Raw genomic sequence first — 13,642 nt, 5'->3', positions numbered from 1 at the left:
TTCGTCTAGGCATTCGGCGCTCCAGCGGAAAGTCTATGAATCCCGTTGTCCTCACTCGTTAGGTTCTGATCGGATGGCTCGCTCCCTTTCCCTTGCAAATCTCGCATCCTTGCCTGACACGGTTGCCCGGCCACGCTATGCCCGTGGGGACTTGCGCGCAGGTATTCTCCATATCGGCCTTGGAAACTTCCATCGCACCCACCAGGCCGTGTACCTGGACGATCTGTTCAATGCCGGAAAGGACCATGACTGGGCCATTGTCGGCGCCGGTGTGCGACAGGGAGATGCGGCTATGCGCCAAGCGCTCGCGCCGCAGGACTGGCTTACCACCGTGGTCGAGCTGGAGCCTGGAGCCAACAGAGCCCGCGTGACTGGCCCCATGATCGGTTTCGTGCCGGTGAATGAGAATGGCAGTGCCGTTGTCGACGCCCTCGGCGATCCGGCAATCAGGATCGTGTCGCTCACCGTAACCGAGGGCGGTTACTGCATCGATCCGGCAACAGGAACTTTCAACTCTGAGCATCCCGAAATCAGCTACGATGCTTCCCACATGGATGCGCCTAGAGGCGTGTTCGGCATATTGCTCGCCGCCTTGAAGCGCCGCCGAGATCGGGGGCTGGCTCCTTTCACGGTCATGTCGTGCGACAACATCCCCCACAATGGGCGTGTGACGATGGATGCCGTCGCTGGCCTTGCGGACTTGGTTGACCCTGCACTCGCGGCCCATGTGCGCGAGGTGGTCGCATTTCCGAACAGCATGGTGGACCGCATCACTCCGGCCACGACGGATCGAGAGCGATCCATTCTGGAGAAGCGGTTCGGCGTCAAAGACAACTGGCCGGTCTTCTGCGAGCCTTTTCGGCAATGGGTCCTCGAGGACCATTTCCCCACAGGTCGGCCGGCTCTTGAAGAGGTCGGCGTCACTTTCACGTCGCATGTGGCGGCCTTCGAACTGATGAAGCTGCGCATCCTCAATGGTGGACACGCGGCTATCGCGTATCCGGCGGGACTTCTGGGAATTCACTTCGTGCACGACGCGATGGCCGATCCCCTCGTGCGCGGTTTCCTCGACAAGCTGGAGACCGAAGAGATCATTCCTCATGTGCCGCCAGTGCCTGGCGTGGATCTCAACGATTACTACAAGCTCATTGCGAACCGCTTCGCCAACCCGGATGTGGGCGATACTATTCCGCGCTTGGCGCAGGACGGATCGAACCGCCAGCCGAAGTTCATCCTGCCTTCCACACGCGACAGGCTGGAGGCTGGAGCGAATGTCGCCGGCCTTGCTTTGGAATCGGCACTCTGGTGTCGCTATTGCGCGGGAACGACGGATGCAGGCGCCGCCTTCGAGTTGAATGATCCGAATGCCGGGCGCGTGACGCCAGCGGCTCTCGCTGCGAAAGATGACCCGGACGCATTCCTGTCCTTGCGCGATATCTTCGGCGATCTCGCGGATTCCTCCCAATTCCGATCACAGTTCAGGATTGCCCTCAACGGCTTATGGCGGGAGGGGACACGAGCGACATTGCAGCGTTATTTGAGCGGCACCCCCGCTTGATGCGATGGAGGAGGAAAGCCGATGTATCTGGGAATTGATTTAGGCACCTCCAGCGTCAAGGTCATCCTCATCGACGAAGACGGCTCGCTCATCGACGAGGCATCGGCTGTGCTCGCATTGTCTCGCCCGCACCCTCTCTGGTCAGAGCAGGATCCTCAGGCGTGGTGGGAAGCGATCCAAGTGGCTGTTGGCCGCTTGAAAACGCGTCGCCCGCTCGATGCTGTGGCCGGCATCGGGTTATCCGGGCAGATGCATGGTGCAGTTCTGCTCGACGATCGCAATCAGGTGCTGCGGCCTGCCATTCTCTGGAATGATGGGCGTGCCGGCGCGGAATGCAGGGAGCTGGAACAGCGCGAGCCGAAAAGCCGTTCGATCACTGGAAATCTTGCGATGCCCGGCTTCACGGCGCCCAAACTCCTGTGGGTGGCGAGGCACGAGCCTGAGATCTTTAAGCGAACCGCGCGGGTTCTGCTTCCAAAGGATTGGCTACGCCTGATGCTCACCGGCGAGGCTGTCAGCGAGATGTCGGATGCCGCGGGCACATTGTGGCTCGATGTCGGACGGCGGCAATGGTCGCCCGACATGCTTGCCGCGACCGGCCTCGATGAACGGCACATGCCACGCCTTGTGGAGGGAACTGAGGTTTCTGGAACGCTGTCTTCGCAGGCCGCCGCATTGCTTGGGTTGCCGCCAAGCATCCCGGTTGCCGGAGGTGGAGGCGATAATGCCGCCGGTGCTGTCGGCATCGGCGTCGTGCATCCGGATATGGCCTTTGTTTCGCTCGGCACATCCGGCGTGATTTTCGTAGCCGACGACCGCTTGAAGACAGACCAGGAGCGCGCGGTTCATGCCTTCTGCCATTGCATCCCGGGCATGTGGCACAGGATGGCCGTCATTCTGTCGGCGGCCGCGACGTTATCTTTCGCCGCCCGTCTTTCCGGCGCGGATAACGAGGCAGCCCTGATTGCGGAAGTGGAGGCCGCCGGCCTCGCGACCAAGGTGCAAAGCCGTCTTGTCTTCCTGCCGTATCTCAGCGGTGAACGCACACCTCACAACGATCCGGCTGCATCCGGTGTCATCTTCGGGCTCGATGGGTCGACGACGCGAGCGGATCTGGGGCGCGCCGCTCTCGAAGGGGTCGCCTTCGCCTTGGCCGATGGCCTCGATGTTCTGGAGGCGAGCGGCGGGGGCATCGGAGGGCTTTCGGTTATCGGCGGAGGGGTGCGCTCGAAACTGTGGGGACGAATTCTGGCAGCTGCTCTTCAGCGCCCTCTCACCTATCACCATGGTGGCGAAGTGGGGCCGGCTTTGGGCGCGGCACGGCTCGGCAGGATTGCGGCGTCGGGCGTGAGTCTCGATGAAGCATGTCCGCCGCCGCCTATCTCTCATGTCATCGCGCCGGAGCCTGAGCTGGTCGAGGCACTTGTGTCCCGACGCTCTCTGTATCGCCGATTGTATTCGGACCTGAAGTCATCCTTTGCGGCATCGGTATCTTAAAAGTGCACAGCGGATTGGTTTGTTAGCACATCAAAGGGCAGGAGATCTCGACATGGCCGTCACCGAAGAGAAACCCCAGGGCTCCAATCGCAGAATGACGGCCATCGTCTGCCACGGCCCCGAGGATTACCGCGTCGAGCAGGTGGATCGCCCGGTGCCGGGAGAGCAGGAAATGGTGCTCCGCATCGCTTCGTGCGGGATATGCGCCAGCGATTGCAAATGCTGGTCGGGCGCCAAGATGTTCTGGGGCGGCGACAATCCGTATGTGAAGCCGCCCGTCATTCCCGGCCACGAATTCTATGGCTATGTGGACGAGTTGGGGCCTGGCGCCGAGGGACATTTCGGCGTCAAGTCCGGAGACCGTGTGATCGCTGAGCAGATCGTGCCGTGCGATCGATGCCGGTTCTGCCGGACCGGTAAATACTGGATGTGTGAGGTCCATAATATCTTCGGGTTCCAGCGTATCGTGGCCGATGGTGGGATGGCCGAGTACATGCGCATTCCGCGCACTGCGCGGGTGCACAAGATCGACGAGGACATTTCCGACGATGACGCGGCGATCATCGAACCGCTCTCCTGCGCGATTCACACGGTCAACCGGGGCGACATTCAGCTCGATGATGTGGTGGTGATCGCAGGCGCGGGGCCCATTGGGCTCATGATGATTCAGGTCGCGAGGCTCAAGACGCCGAAATTGCTCATCGCCATCGATATGGTCGATGAAAGGCTCAAACTCGCGAAGTCTTTCGGCGCGGATGTGGTCATCAATCCCCGCGGGCAGGATGCATTGGCTGTCGTCCGTTCCCTGACGGACGGCTATGGCTGCGATGTCTATATCGAGGCCACCGGTTCTCCGGCAGGAGTCGAGCAGGGCCTCAATATCATTCGCAAGCTCGGCCGTTTCGTGGAATTCTCCGTGTTCGGGGCGCCGGCAACCATCGACTGGTCGATCATCGGCGACCGCAAGGAGCTCGATATCCGGGGAGCCCATCTCGGACCCTATTGCTACCCCATCGCCATCAATCTTTTGTCGCGCAGGCTTGTCATCTCGAAAGGCATCGTTACCCACCGCTATCGGCTTGAGGAGTGGGACGATGCCATTGCCGTGGCAAATTCGCTCGACAGCATCAAGGTCCTGATGGAGGCGAGGGGCGACGGTAAGAGATGACCCTCGCCTGAAACTGCGTGTCTTCGAGCAAGGATCATCCAAAGAGGTGGCAAATCAGGCAGGCTCTGCTAGTTAAGGAAGGGGGAGCGAAGCCGAGTGCGCTATACATCGCGAGAAACCGGTCCTTTTGTGGGTGGGGCTTCATCTTTGTCCCCGTTCCGGCATCGCATCTTCCTCACCGTCTGGCTCGCAAGCCTTGCCTCCAATCTGGGTGGGCTGATCCAATCGGTCGGCGCGGCGTGGCTGATGACTTCGATCGGCGCTTCTGCGGATATGGTTGCTCTGGTCCAAGCCTCCATGACTCTGCCGATCATGCTGTTCTCCCTGATGGCGGGAGCCATTTCAGATAATTTCGACCGACGCCGGCTGATGCTCGTCGCGCAGCTCTTCCTGTTGACGGTGTCGGTTGCCTTGACCCTATTCGCCTATCTCGGGCTGGTGACGCCCTGGCTCCTGCTCACCTTCACATTCCTGGTCGGCTGCGGGATCGCTTTCAATGGGCCAGCCTGGCAATCACTGGTGGGGGAGATGGTGCCACGCCATGACCTGCCGGCCGCCATAGCCCTGAACAGCATGGGCTTCAATATCGCACGCAGCGTGGGGCCTGCCCTTGGTGGTCTCATCGTCGCGGCGGCGGGAGCCTTTGCTGCCTTTGCGATCAATGCGATGAGTTATCTTGGGTTGATCCTCGTGCTGGCGCGCTGGCGGCCTGCAAGCATTCCCAGGGTCCTGCCTCCGGAGTCCCTCGGGACCGCAATGGCTGCCGGTATCCGCTATGTCGCCATGTCTCCCAACCTTGGCGTCGTTCTTCTGCGCGGAGCCGTGTTCGGCTTCGCCGCCGTCGCTGTTCAGGCATTGATGCCGCTTATTGCCCGTGATCTCATCCAGGGCGGACCGTTCACGTTTGGCCTTCTTTTGGGTGCATTCGGTGCCGGTGCCGTCGGTGGCGCTCTCCTCAGTGCACGTCTCAGACAGGCCATGTCGCTCGAAGCATTGGTGCGCATCGCCTTCGTCGGTTTCGCCATCTGCGCGGCTGTGTCGGGTGTGAGCAGCAGTGCGGCCATGAGCCTTGCCGCGATGGCTCTAGGCGGCGCCAGTTGGGTGTTGGCGCTCTCCAGCTTCAATGCCACGGTGCAGCTGTCTTCTCCGCGCTGGGTGGTCGGGCGTGCTCTCGCGTTGTACCAGATGGCCACCTTCGGCGGGATGGCGTTCGGCAGCTGGATCTGGGGCATCTCTGCTGAGAACCTTGGAACGACGAACGCGCTGCTGATCTCGGCCATCGTTCTGCTGGCGGGAGCCGCACTTGGCCTGCATTTCACCCTTCCGGAAATGAAGTCGCTCAATCTCGATCCATTGAACCGATGGGCCGAACCGAATGTCGCCCTCGATATTCGCACGCGTAGCGGTCCTATCGTCGTGACGATCGAGTACCTTATTCGGGAAGCGGATACCGGAGTATTTTTAGCCATCATGGCAGAGCGGCGTCGGATTCGCCGCAGGGATGGCGCGCGCCACTGGACGCTGCTGCGGGACCTTGAAAATCCAGAGCTCTGGGTCGAACGTTACCACAGCCCGACATGGCTGGAATATGTGCGGCACAACCAGCGCCGGACGCATGCCGATGCCTTCGTCGGCGAGAGGCTTCGTGCGCTTCATCAAGGCCCCAATCCGCCGAGTGTCCGCCGGATGATCGAGCGGCAAACCGGAGTGATGATGTCCGATGCAGGGCCGCGCGTTCACGAGATCGGCGACGCGCTCACGGATCCTCATCGTTCTTCCTGAGTGGGGGGCAGATGGATGCGCCTTGATGGCGGGGCCTTAGCTGCGCGTCCAATCCTCAATGGCATTCTTGAGTCCTTCGGGAAGATCGATCGGGCCTTTGGCTTCCAGGCGCGAATCCGAGGATGCCAGCTCAACGAGCAGCGTCCGATAATGTTCTATCTTCCGTTTCTGCGATGTATCGAGACTTTCCGCTGCGACATCGTCCAGTGAACCCCAGAACAGGCAAAGGACTGCGAGGATCATGCGCATTCTTTGTCTCCATAGGCCCACGGCGATGAAGTGTACCGTGGCATTTTCTCATCTGCAGGGGTGTGCGCTTGTGCACTTGGTGGCGCGATGCATATATCGGACCTGCCTCACCATATCTGTCCCCAGTCCCAGCTCGGTCTTCCATGGCCGTAGGGATAGTCGAGCCACACTCGCCGGGCGGCCTCTTCAACGGCCTTGCTCCAAAACCGATGGCAGTAGCGCCTGAAGGCCCTCGCGGTAAGTGGGATAGTGCAATGCCACCCCGAGATCCGTCTTGAGGCGCGTGTTTCGCACACGCTTATTGTCCTGGTAGAAGCTGTGGGCCATGGGAGGGAGATGAGCTTCCTCGAATGGAACTTCCGGGGGAGGTTCACATCCGAGGAGTTCGGCCGCATAGGCAATGACGTCCTGCGGAGGCCCTGGTTCGTCGTCGGCCACGTTGTAGATCGCGCTTCTGCTCGGCCTCTCGATGGACGACATCAGAACCTGAGCGATGTCATCGACATGGATGCGGTTGAAGACTTGCCCTGGCTTGACAAGGCGCTTGGCCGTGCCGTCCAGAACACGCTGGAGAGCATTGCGCCCTGGGCCATAAATTCCCGCAAGACGGAAAATCTGGACCGAGAATGAAGCGTCCTGACCAAGGCGCAGCCATTGCTGCTCGACCTCGATGCGCTGGTGCGCGCGATCCGTCGCCAGGCTTGGCGCGGTGTCTTCGTCGACCCACCGGCCTTGCGCGTCGCCATAGACGCCAACGGTGGAGAGGTATCCGATCCAGCGCAGCCGCGAGGAAGACGCAATCACGTCCGCGAAACGGTTCAGTACAAGATCCGTCCCGTTGCTTGGTGGGATGGAGACGAGAAGCGCATCGGCGGATAAAAGCTGCTCGATCAGAGCAGGATCATGATCGGCGCCATCGAACCGATAGGCGCAGACGCCTGTCTCTTCTAAAGCCTGGACTTTCTCACTGGAGCGCGCGGTGCCGCAAATCGTCGTGAACTCTTTCCTGCATTGGGTAATAAAGTGGCTGGCTGTATAGCCGGCGCCAAAGACGAACAGGTTCATGGGAGCTAAACCGTAGGGCGATAGATGAAGGGAAAAGTTCGCGAGAATCGTTTATCTGCCGGCCTCGAGTGCTGAAATGCGCGAACGGCTTGGCAGGACCTCCTTTGTATTCAACGCAGGCATTCTAGCTGCTGTATCCATGTTCGCCAATCAGGGCCTGCAATCCAGGAATAAAGATAGTTTCGCCGCCATTGCGGATGCGACCCGGCAAAAGCTATAGAATAGGGTGTCGCAGGGAATGCCCGATGCGCTTGACGTGCTGGCCTGCATATCCCCAGACAGTCACCAAGTTCGAGTTCTGAATATCGTCATGTCCCCGACCCGGGCGCCTGTTCCCCTATCATCGCTTTTCCTCGTGTTCTTCCGCGTGGGACTTTTCAGTTTCGGCGGCGGGCTTTCCGGCTGGGTCTATCGCGAAGTGGTGACCCAGCGCGGTTGGATGAGCGACGGCGATTTCTTCTCCGGTCTGGCCCTCTCGCAGATCCTTCCCGGGGCGAACATCACTAACCTATCAGTCTATATCGGGCAGCGCCTGCGCGGGCCCATGGGGGCGGTCTGCGCTCTCACCGGTCTTATCATCGGTCCCTTTTTCGCGGTCATCGCGCTCGTCACGGCCTATGCACGCTTCTCCACGATGACGTGGATTCAGGATGCCATGAGCGGGGCGGCTGCCGCTGCCATCGGGTTGCTCCTGATCGTCGCCGCCAAGGGAGCCTACAGCACGAGCAAAAAGCTCGTTCCGTTCATGATCCTGATGGCGACCTTCGTGACTGTTGGCCTTCTGCAATGGCCATTGGTACCGGTCGTGCTGGGGCTCGCGCCGGTGTCGGTCGCCTATGCCTGGTGGAAGGCTTCGTCCAATGCGTGACAATATCCTTTGGACTCTGATGGTCGTCTTCGTGCCGTTCTCCCTGGTCTCCATCGGGGGAGGGCCCAGCATCTTTGCAGGCATCCAGCATCAGTCCGTCGAGGTCTATCACTGGGTCAGCGCGCGGGAATTCGTCGATCTCTTCGCCATCGCCAGGGCCGCGCCCGGCCCGGGCTCCATGCTCGTGACCTTGCTCGGCTGGAAGGTAGCTGGCTGGACCGGAGCCGTCGTGGCGACGCTTGCGCTGTTCATCCCCTCATCCCTGCTTTGCTACGGCGTGACGAAGATGTGGAACCATTATCGTGGGCGCCACTGGCACACGGCGCTGGAGAATGGTCTCGCGCCTATCGGCGCGGGACTGATCCTGGCTGGTGTCTTTGCCATTTTTCGCATTGCCGGTGCGGGTGTACTGTCCTGGATCGTCGCAGGGGTCTCGGCGGCGATCCTGGCGTGGCGCCCGAAACTCAACCCGCTGGTTCTCCTCGCAGGCGGCGCTTCCGTCTTCGTAATCTGGCACGGCACGCTTCAATAAGAAGAGCGCCTGAGAGATCGGCCCCGGCATGGGCGATGAGGCGCGCATGAAACTGGAGCCTTCCGCCGCTTCGGGATTTGCATCTGTCGCTTCTTATCTCAAAGGACTGAAAGCGCAGGGTGCTCAGCTTCCCTCCACCTGCGTCGTCTGGACAACTGGCGGATCCCAGCTACCAGTGGAGGAGTTCGACAAAGTCTTGGCGCAGGCCAAGTCGTCTTGAATGATCCCTGACAAAATTGTGCTTTGGACTCATTTTGAGACGATGTTGGCCTGTGCTCTGACTCACGCGTGCTATTGCCGCTGAGATGTTTCTGAGTCGCTAATTTGCACTCTCAACGTTCCCAGCTTGTCGATCGTACCGACGAGTTCATTGCGCGGTACCACCGGGCCGACGCCCGCCGGAGTGCCGGTCAGGATGATGTCGCCAGGCTGGAGTGTGAAGTACTTGGAGAGATTCGCGATAATTTCCGGCACCTTCCAGATCATCAATCCCAGATTGGAATCCTGCTTCACCTCACCGTCTACGGTGAGACGGATAGAGCCTTCCGAGATATGCCCGACTTGCTCGACCGGATGAATGGGGCCGCAGGGGCATGAGTGATCGAAAGCCTTGCCGGCCTCCCACGGCAGGCCGCTTTTGCCGAGATCCATCTGAATATCGCGGCGGGTCATGTCGAGGCCGATGCCATAGCCGTAGATATGCTCGAGAGCGTTCGCGACCGGAATGTTCCGCCCGGCTTCCTTGATCGCAACGACCAACTCGAGCTCGTAATGGTAGTTGCTGGTCATGGGCGGGTAGGAGATCGTGCTCCCGTCCTGGACGATGCTGTCGGCGGGCTTCTGGAAGAAGATCGGCGGATCTCGAGACTCGTCGCCACCCATTTCGCGTACATGGGCGACATAGTTCCTGCCGACGCAATAGATCCTTCGCACCGGGAAAGTCTGGCTCGTGCCCGTCACAGGCAAAAAAGCGCGAGCCGGGGGCGCTATCACATAAGAACTAACATCCATCGCCGTCCTCCTAAATGCACCTGTGCTCAGGTGCCTGCATGGATCACTGATTTCTCATTTGGCTCTATAAAATGTATTTTATCGGCTGGATGCGAGTTATTCTTTCGTAGGGTAAGGCTGTAATCAATTCTATTGATGGATCCATAATTACTGCATTGCACAATGAAAATATTAATTTTTCTGGATTATATTGTGCTTTGCAAAACGCAATGAGCGTATAAATGGAGTTTGTACTTTAGAATAAAAATATACATTTTTTGACATTCGACGGTGGCCCGTACATCATTAGTCGCCGCGTCAAAAAAGCGGCGGCGCCAAAGAGCGCAGAATGCAGGAGAGGAAACGTCGATGAAGATGAGCAAGACTCTTGGATTAGCGATAACGCTTGCCCTGGCTCCATGGGCGATGAGCGTTGCTGAAGCGCAGAACGCGCCCACGAAGATAACTGTTGTTCTTCCGAATCCATCTGCCGTGAACAACTTCCCGCTTTATGTGGCGCTCGGCGAAAAGATGTTCGAGAAGGAAGGGCTCGCTGTGACGGTCGAAGCCGTGGACGGCTCCTCACAGGTCCTTCAGGCCATGTCGGCCGGCCAGGCACAGATCGGGCAGCCGGGCCCGGCTCCGGTTCTCGCCGCGCGCGCCCGCGGTGTCGATGTGGTCTTCATCTATAATCACTTTGCGAAATCGGTCTTCGGTGTGGTTGCTCCCGCAAAATCTGCGATCAAGTCGCCTGCCGATCTCAAGGGAACGGTTATCGGTGTCGGAACCGCCGACGGCGCAGAGGTCGGCTTCACGCGCGCCATTCTGAACGACTTGAAGATGCAGGAGGGTAAGGACTTCACGTTCCTTCCGGTGGGTGACGGCGGCCTTGCTGCGGCGGCATTCCTGCGCGGTGACATCAAAGCCTATGCGGCAGCCGTCAGCGATGCAGCCATCATGCAAACGCGAGGAATCGAGCTGCGGGAAATCACGCCCGAGCAATATCTGAGCTATTTCGGAAACGGCTACGCGGCGATGAAGTCTTTCATCGATCAGAATCCTCAGGCTGTCGAAAAGTTCGGTCGCGTTCTCGTGCAGGCAACGGAATTCGGGTTGAAGCCGGAGAACAAGGAAAAGGTGCTGCAGCACACGAAGGCCGGAAACCCGCAGGAAGGCGAGGATACCAAATTGTCGACGGCTTTGTTCGAGCAGGTGAAGGAGCGGATCACGCCGTTCGACAAGTCGAAAGGCTGGGGCTACCAGCCGCCGGAGCATTGGGAACTGTGGCACAAGAGCGCCGTGGAATCTGGTGTTTTGAAAGCTCCGCTTCCTGATTTGAAAGCAGCTTACACCAACCAGTTTGTCGATGCCTGGAACAAGGGCGCGAAGTAATGGCGGTGGTTTCGATGGCTGGACAAGCTGTTGCACCGGTCGGCCTCATGGGCCGACCGGTGTATGAACTGCGAGGCGTGAGCAAGACTTTCGTCAGGCGCAATGTGCAGGCTCTCGACAAGGTGGATCTGGTGCTGCGGGAGGGCACTTTCTCATCGATCATCGGGCCGAGCGGGTGCGGTAAATCCACCTTGCTGAAGATCATGGCAGGCTTGCAGCCGCCGTCGTCAGGCAGTGTCGTTCTCGAAGGCAAGCCGGTGATGGGACCTCGTCGGGACATCGGCATGATGTTCCAGCAGGCTACCCTATTCCCCTGGCGGACCACCCTTGAGAACATCGTGCTGCCGATCGAGATCCGCGACGGCAAGGGGGCCGCTCGGGCCAAGCACGGTCAGGCGCGCCAGCTTCTCGATCTTGTCGGCTTGAAAGGCTTCGAGAACGTATATCCAAGCGAGCTTTCCGGCGGCATGGCGCAGCGCGCGGCGATCTGCCGAATGCTGATCACTGAACCCGCGGTCCTGCTGCTCGATGAGCCGTTCAGCGCACTCGATGAATTGAGCCGCGACTTCATGAACATGGAGCTGCAGAGGATCTGCCTGGAGCGCAACGCGACATCCTGCCTCGTAACCCACTCGATTCCTGAGGCCGTGATCCTGTCGGACGTGGTGTACGTGATGTCGCCGCGGCCGGGCCGTTTCGTTGAGGCCATCACGGTCGACCTGCCCAGGCCGAGAACCTTGGACATGATGACCGATCCGCGCTTCGGAGCGCTTGTCCACCGCATCCGCAGTCATCTCGACAAAGGAGCGTTTCAATGACCCAGGCACAAGTCCTTGCTCCCGCCATTCCCGAACAGACCGTATGGGCAGAGCACGTTTCCTGGATCGACCGAGTTCCGCGTTGGGTGTCGATGCTGGCCCTGATGATCGGCTTCCTGGCCGTATGGCAATTCGTATATTTAATCGAACTGATCTCGCCCATCATTCTACCCAGTCCGATCGAGACGATCGAGGATCTGTTCGTGGTCGGCAGGAACCTGCTGACCGGCGACTACATGCTCAAGGCCCTATGGGTCACGACGCAGGAGGTTCTCCTCGGCTTCGTGATCGCTGTCGTTCTCGGCTTCGGGCTCGGTGTCCTTGTGGGCGAGACAGCTTTCGGCGAGAAGGCCGTCATGCCCTATCTGGTGGCCATCAACACGATGCCGAAGGTGGCATTCGCGCCCCTCTTCGTATCGTGGCTGGGCTTCGGCATCGCATCCAAGGTGGCGCTTGCTGCCTTCATCGCCTTCTTCCCGGTCATCGTCGGGACGGCGGCGGGCCTGCACGCGGCTGACCACAATGCCCGCATGCTGTTCAAGACGATGGGGGCAAGCCGTTGGCAGACTCTGGTGCAGCTCAAACTTCCCATTGGTATGCCCCACTTCTTCTCGGGGTTGAAGAACGCTGCGGTGCTGGTCGTCGTCGGTGCCGTGGTGGGGGAGTTTCTGGGCGGCGGAAAAGGCTTCGGGGAGTTGATCCGCGTGGCGGCAGCTCAGCTCAATACTCCACGCGTGTTCTCGCTGATCATCTACCTGAGCCTGCTCGGGCTGGCGACATTCTGGATCGTAGCCTGGGTCCAGCGCCGGTTCGTGTTCTGGCATAAGGAAAGCGTTACAGAGGAGACTCTTGCGCAATAGAGGGAGTGCGGCGTTCCGGCGGTTGACCTTCATCGGCCGCCGGGACATTCCGCTCTGAATCACACCTTGCGCGAGCTGCGTCATGAACAAGATCGAAAAGATAACTGCGGCAACCTCGGTCTACGAGAGGCTTCGCCAGGACATTCTGAACGGCGGAGTGCGGCCGGGACAGAAACTCCTGATCGACTTCGTTTCCGAGCGGTACGGAGCCGGCCTCAATCCGGTCCGAGAAGCTCTCAACCGTCTTTCTTCCGAAGGGCTGCTCGAGCGAAAGGATCAGCGAGGCTTCTTCGTACCGCCGGTGAGCATCGAGGGCTGGCGCGAGCTGGTGAAGACCCGATGCTGGCTCGAAGGCAAGGCCCTTGAAGAGGCCATCAAGAATGGCGACCAGTCCTGGGAGGAGCGCATCGTCGTTGACTTCCACCATCTCTCACGCACTCCATGGAAGCTGTCCGAGGAGGATACGAGCACCAATCCTGCGTGGGAGGATCGTCACCGCGCTTTCCATCTCGCCCTGATCGCAGCCTGCGGCTCGTCGATTCTGATCGGAATCTGCAAGGACCTGATGGATCAGGCGCAGAGATATCGCTTCATTTCCGTGGCGTCATCGAAGCGCTATCGGAACACCCTGGAAGAGCATCGCGCTCTCATGGAAGCCGCGCTTGATCGCAAGGCGGATCTGGCCGTCGAGCGGCTCATCGAGCATTACCAGACGACGCTCAGGCACATCGAAGATCAAATTCACCCCACGCCCAAGATCAGATTGGATCGCTCGCCGCCCGGCTGACGGAGGCGTTCAGGGCAACTGCGTCTGCTCGACAGTCCATCCCATTTTAATAATCATCTTAAACAAACAAGGAAAC

At 59.7% G+C, this 13,642-nt stretch carries 14 protein-coding genes; 11 read left to right on the top strand and 3 right to left on the bottom strand.

Annotated features, from left to right (window positions below; genetic code table 11):
- The first annotated feature begins 73 nt into the window (after window positions 1-73).
- The 4 genes from AB4Y85_RS09995 (at window position 74) to AB4Y85_RS09980 (ending at window position 6,005) form a co-directional block, all read left to right on the top strand.
- Window positions 74-1,558, top strand: a complete 1,485-nt coding sequence (locus tag AB4Y85_RS09995; protein WP_441984740.1) for a mannitol dehydrogenase family protein — start codon at window positions 74-76, stop codon at window positions 1,556-1,558.
- A gap of 21 nt (window positions 1,559-1,579) precedes the next feature.
- Window positions 1,580-3,055 carry a xylulokinase gene (gene xylB / locus AB4Y85_RS09990; RefSeq protein WP_441984739.1) on the top strand — a complete coding sequence of 492 codons (1,476 nt, stop codon included), beginning with the start codon at window positions 1,580-1,582 and terminating at the stop codon, window positions 3,053-3,055.
- A gap of 52 nt (window positions 3,056-3,107) precedes the next feature.
- On the top strand, window positions 3,108-4,223 hold the full coding sequence (locus tag AB4Y85_RS09985) for an alcohol dehydrogenase catalytic domain-containing protein (RefSeq protein ID WP_441984738.1): 1,116 nt from the start codon (window positions 3,108-3,110) through the stop codon (window positions 4,221-4,223).
- A 147-nt stretch (window positions 4,224-4,370) separates the two neighbouring features.
- On the top strand, window positions 4,371-6,005 hold the full coding sequence (locus tag AB4Y85_RS09980) for an MFS transporter (RefSeq protein ID WP_441984737.1): 1,635 nt from the start codon (window positions 4,371-4,373) through the stop codon (window positions 6,003-6,005).
- Window positions 6,006-6,041: 36 nt separating this feature from the next.
- On the opposite strand, the gene AB4Y85_RS09975 is transcribed toward AB4Y85_RS09980, so the two are convergent.
- Both AB4Y85_RS09975 and AB4Y85_RS09970 read right to left on the bottom strand, forming a co-directional pair.
- Window positions 6,042-6,254 (bottom strand): hypothetical protein, encoded by a 213-nt coding sequence (locus tag AB4Y85_RS09975; protein WP_441984736.1) that lies wholly within the window; start codon window positions 6,252-6,254, stop codon window positions 6,042-6,044.
- A gap of 186 nt (window positions 6,255-6,440) precedes the next feature.
- A complete protein-coding gene (locus tag AB4Y85_RS09970) occupies window positions 6,441-7,319 on the bottom strand; it encodes an SDR family oxidoreductase (protein WP_441984735.1) in 879 nt (292 codons plus the stop codon).
- A 310-nt stretch (window positions 7,320-7,629) separates the two neighbouring features.
- On the opposite strand from AB4Y85_RS09970, the gene AB4Y85_RS09965 reads away from it, so the two are divergent.
- From AB4Y85_RS09965 to AB4Y85_RS09955, 3 genes are read left to right on the top strand one after another with little or no spacing between them, the layout of a single operon-like run.
- Window positions 7,630-8,187, top strand: coding sequence for a chromate transporter (locus tag AB4Y85_RS09965; RefSeq protein WP_441984734.1), 558 nt, complete (start codon window positions 7,630-7,632; stop codon window positions 8,185-8,187).
- Complete coding sequence (locus tag AB4Y85_RS09960) at window positions 8,180-8,719, top strand: chromate transporter (RefSeq protein ID WP_441984733.1); 540 nt, start codon at window positions 8,180-8,182, stop codon at window positions 8,717-8,719. The genes AB4Y85_RS09965 and AB4Y85_RS09960 overlap by 8 nt, the downstream gene beginning before the upstream one ends.
- A gap of 46 nt (window positions 8,720-8,765) precedes the next feature.
- A complete protein-coding gene (locus AB4Y85_RS09955) occupies window positions 8,766-8,939 on the top strand; it encodes a hypothetical protein (protein WP_441984732.1) in 174 nt (57 codons plus the stop codon).
- A 71-nt stretch (window positions 8,940-9,010) separates the two neighbouring features.
- Here AB4Y85_RS09955 and AB4Y85_RS09950 read toward each other — a convergent pair whose 3' ends face one another.
- The gene (locus tag AB4Y85_RS09950; protein WP_441984731.1) at window positions 9,011-9,730 is read right to left on the bottom strand and encodes a fumarylacetoacetate hydrolase family protein; all 720 of its coding nucleotides are present in this window, start codon (window positions 9,728-9,730) and stop codon (window positions 9,011-9,013) included.
- Window positions 9,731-10,084: 354 nt separating this feature from the next.
- Between AB4Y85_RS09950 and AB4Y85_RS09945 the strand changes: the two genes are divergently transcribed.
- The 4 genes from AB4Y85_RS09945 to AB4Y85_RS09930 all read left to right on the top strand — a co-directional run bounded on the left by AB4Y85_RS09945 (window position 10,085) and on the right by AB4Y85_RS09930 (window position 13,566).
- A complete protein-coding gene (locus tag AB4Y85_RS09945; protein WP_441984730.1) occupies window positions 10,085-11,101 on the top strand; it encodes an ABC transporter substrate-binding protein in 1,017 nt (338 codons plus the stop codon).
- 14 nt (window positions 11,102-11,115) lie between these two features.
- Window positions 11,116-11,919, top strand: a complete 804-nt coding sequence (locus AB4Y85_RS09940; protein ID WP_441984729.1) for an ABC transporter ATP-binding protein — start codon at window positions 11,116-11,118, stop codon at window positions 11,917-11,919.
- Window positions 11,916-12,779, top strand: coding sequence for an ABC transporter permease (locus tag AB4Y85_RS09935; RefSeq protein WP_441984728.1), 864 nt, complete (start codon window positions 11,916-11,918; stop codon window positions 12,777-12,779). Before AB4Y85_RS09940 ends, AB4Y85_RS09935 begins: the two co-directional genes overlap by 4 nt.
- An 82-nt stretch (window positions 12,780-12,861) precedes the next feature.
- Window positions 12,862-13,566, top strand: a complete 705-nt coding sequence (locus tag AB4Y85_RS09930; protein WP_441984727.1) for a GntR family transcriptional regulator — start codon at window positions 12,862-12,864, stop codon at window positions 13,564-13,566.
- Window positions 13,567-13,642 lie beyond the last annotated feature (76 nt).

The organism is Microvirga sp. 2YAF29, from assembly GCF_052114605.1.
Lineage (GTDB): Bacteria > Pseudomonadota > Alphaproteobacteria > Rhizobiales > Beijerinckiaceae > Microvirga.
The sequence above is the reverse complement of the archived record's forward strand: the minus strand, read 5'-3'. Positions and strand labels throughout refer to the sequence as shown.

Excerpts from the sequence above, each read along its gene's own strand:
- AB4Y85_RS09995 (WP_441984740.1), top strand. The coding sequence starts at position 74 with ATGGCTCGCTCCCTTTCCCTTGCAAATCTCGCATCCTTGCCTGACACG.
- xylB (WP_441984739.1), top strand. The coding sequence starts at position 1,580 with ATGTATCTGGGAATTGATTTAGGCACCTCCAGCGTCAAGGTCATCCTC.
- AB4Y85_RS09985 (WP_441984738.1), top strand. The coding sequence starts at position 3,108 with ATGGCCGTCACCGAAGAGAAACCCCAGGGCTCCAATCGCAGAATGACG.
- AB4Y85_RS09975 (WP_441984736.1), bottom strand. The coding sequence starts at position 6,254 with ATGCGCATGATCCTCGCAGTCCTTTGCCTGTTCTGGGGTTCACTGGAC.
- AB4Y85_RS09970 (WP_441984735.1), bottom strand. The coding sequence starts at position 7,319 with ATGAACCTGTTCGTCTTTGGCGCCGGCTATACAGCCAGCCACTTTATT.
- AB4Y85_RS09965 (WP_441984734.1), top strand. The coding sequence starts at position 7,630 with ATGTCCCCGACCCGGGCGCCTGTTCCCCTATCATCGCTTTTCCTCGTG.
- AB4Y85_RS09960 (WP_441984733.1), top strand. The coding sequence starts at position 8,180 with ATGCGTGACAATATCCTTTGGACTCTGATGGTCGTCTTCGTGCCGTTC.
- AB4Y85_RS09955 (WP_441984732.1), top strand. The coding sequence starts at position 8,766 with ATGAAACTGGAGCCTTCCGCCGCTTCGGGATTTGCATCTGTCGCTTCT.
- AB4Y85_RS09950 (WP_441984731.1), bottom strand. The coding sequence starts at position 9,730 with ATGGATGTTAGTTCTTATGTGATAGCGCCCCCGGCTCGCGCTTTTTTG.
- AB4Y85_RS09945 (WP_441984730.1), top strand. The coding sequence starts at position 10,085 with ATGAGCAAGACTCTTGGATTAGCGATAACGCTTGCCCTGGCTCCATGG.
- AB4Y85_RS09940 (WP_441984729.1), top strand. The coding sequence starts at position 11,116 with ATGGCTGGACAAGCTGTTGCACCGGTCGGCCTCATGGGCCGACCGGTG.
- AB4Y85_RS09935 (WP_441984728.1), top strand. The coding sequence starts at position 11,916 with ATGACCCAGGCACAAGTCCTTGCTCCCGCCATTCCCGAACAGACCGTA.
- AB4Y85_RS09930 (WP_441984727.1), top strand. The coding sequence starts at position 12,862 with ATGAACAAGATCGAAAAGATAACTGCGGCAACCTCGGTCTACGAGAGG.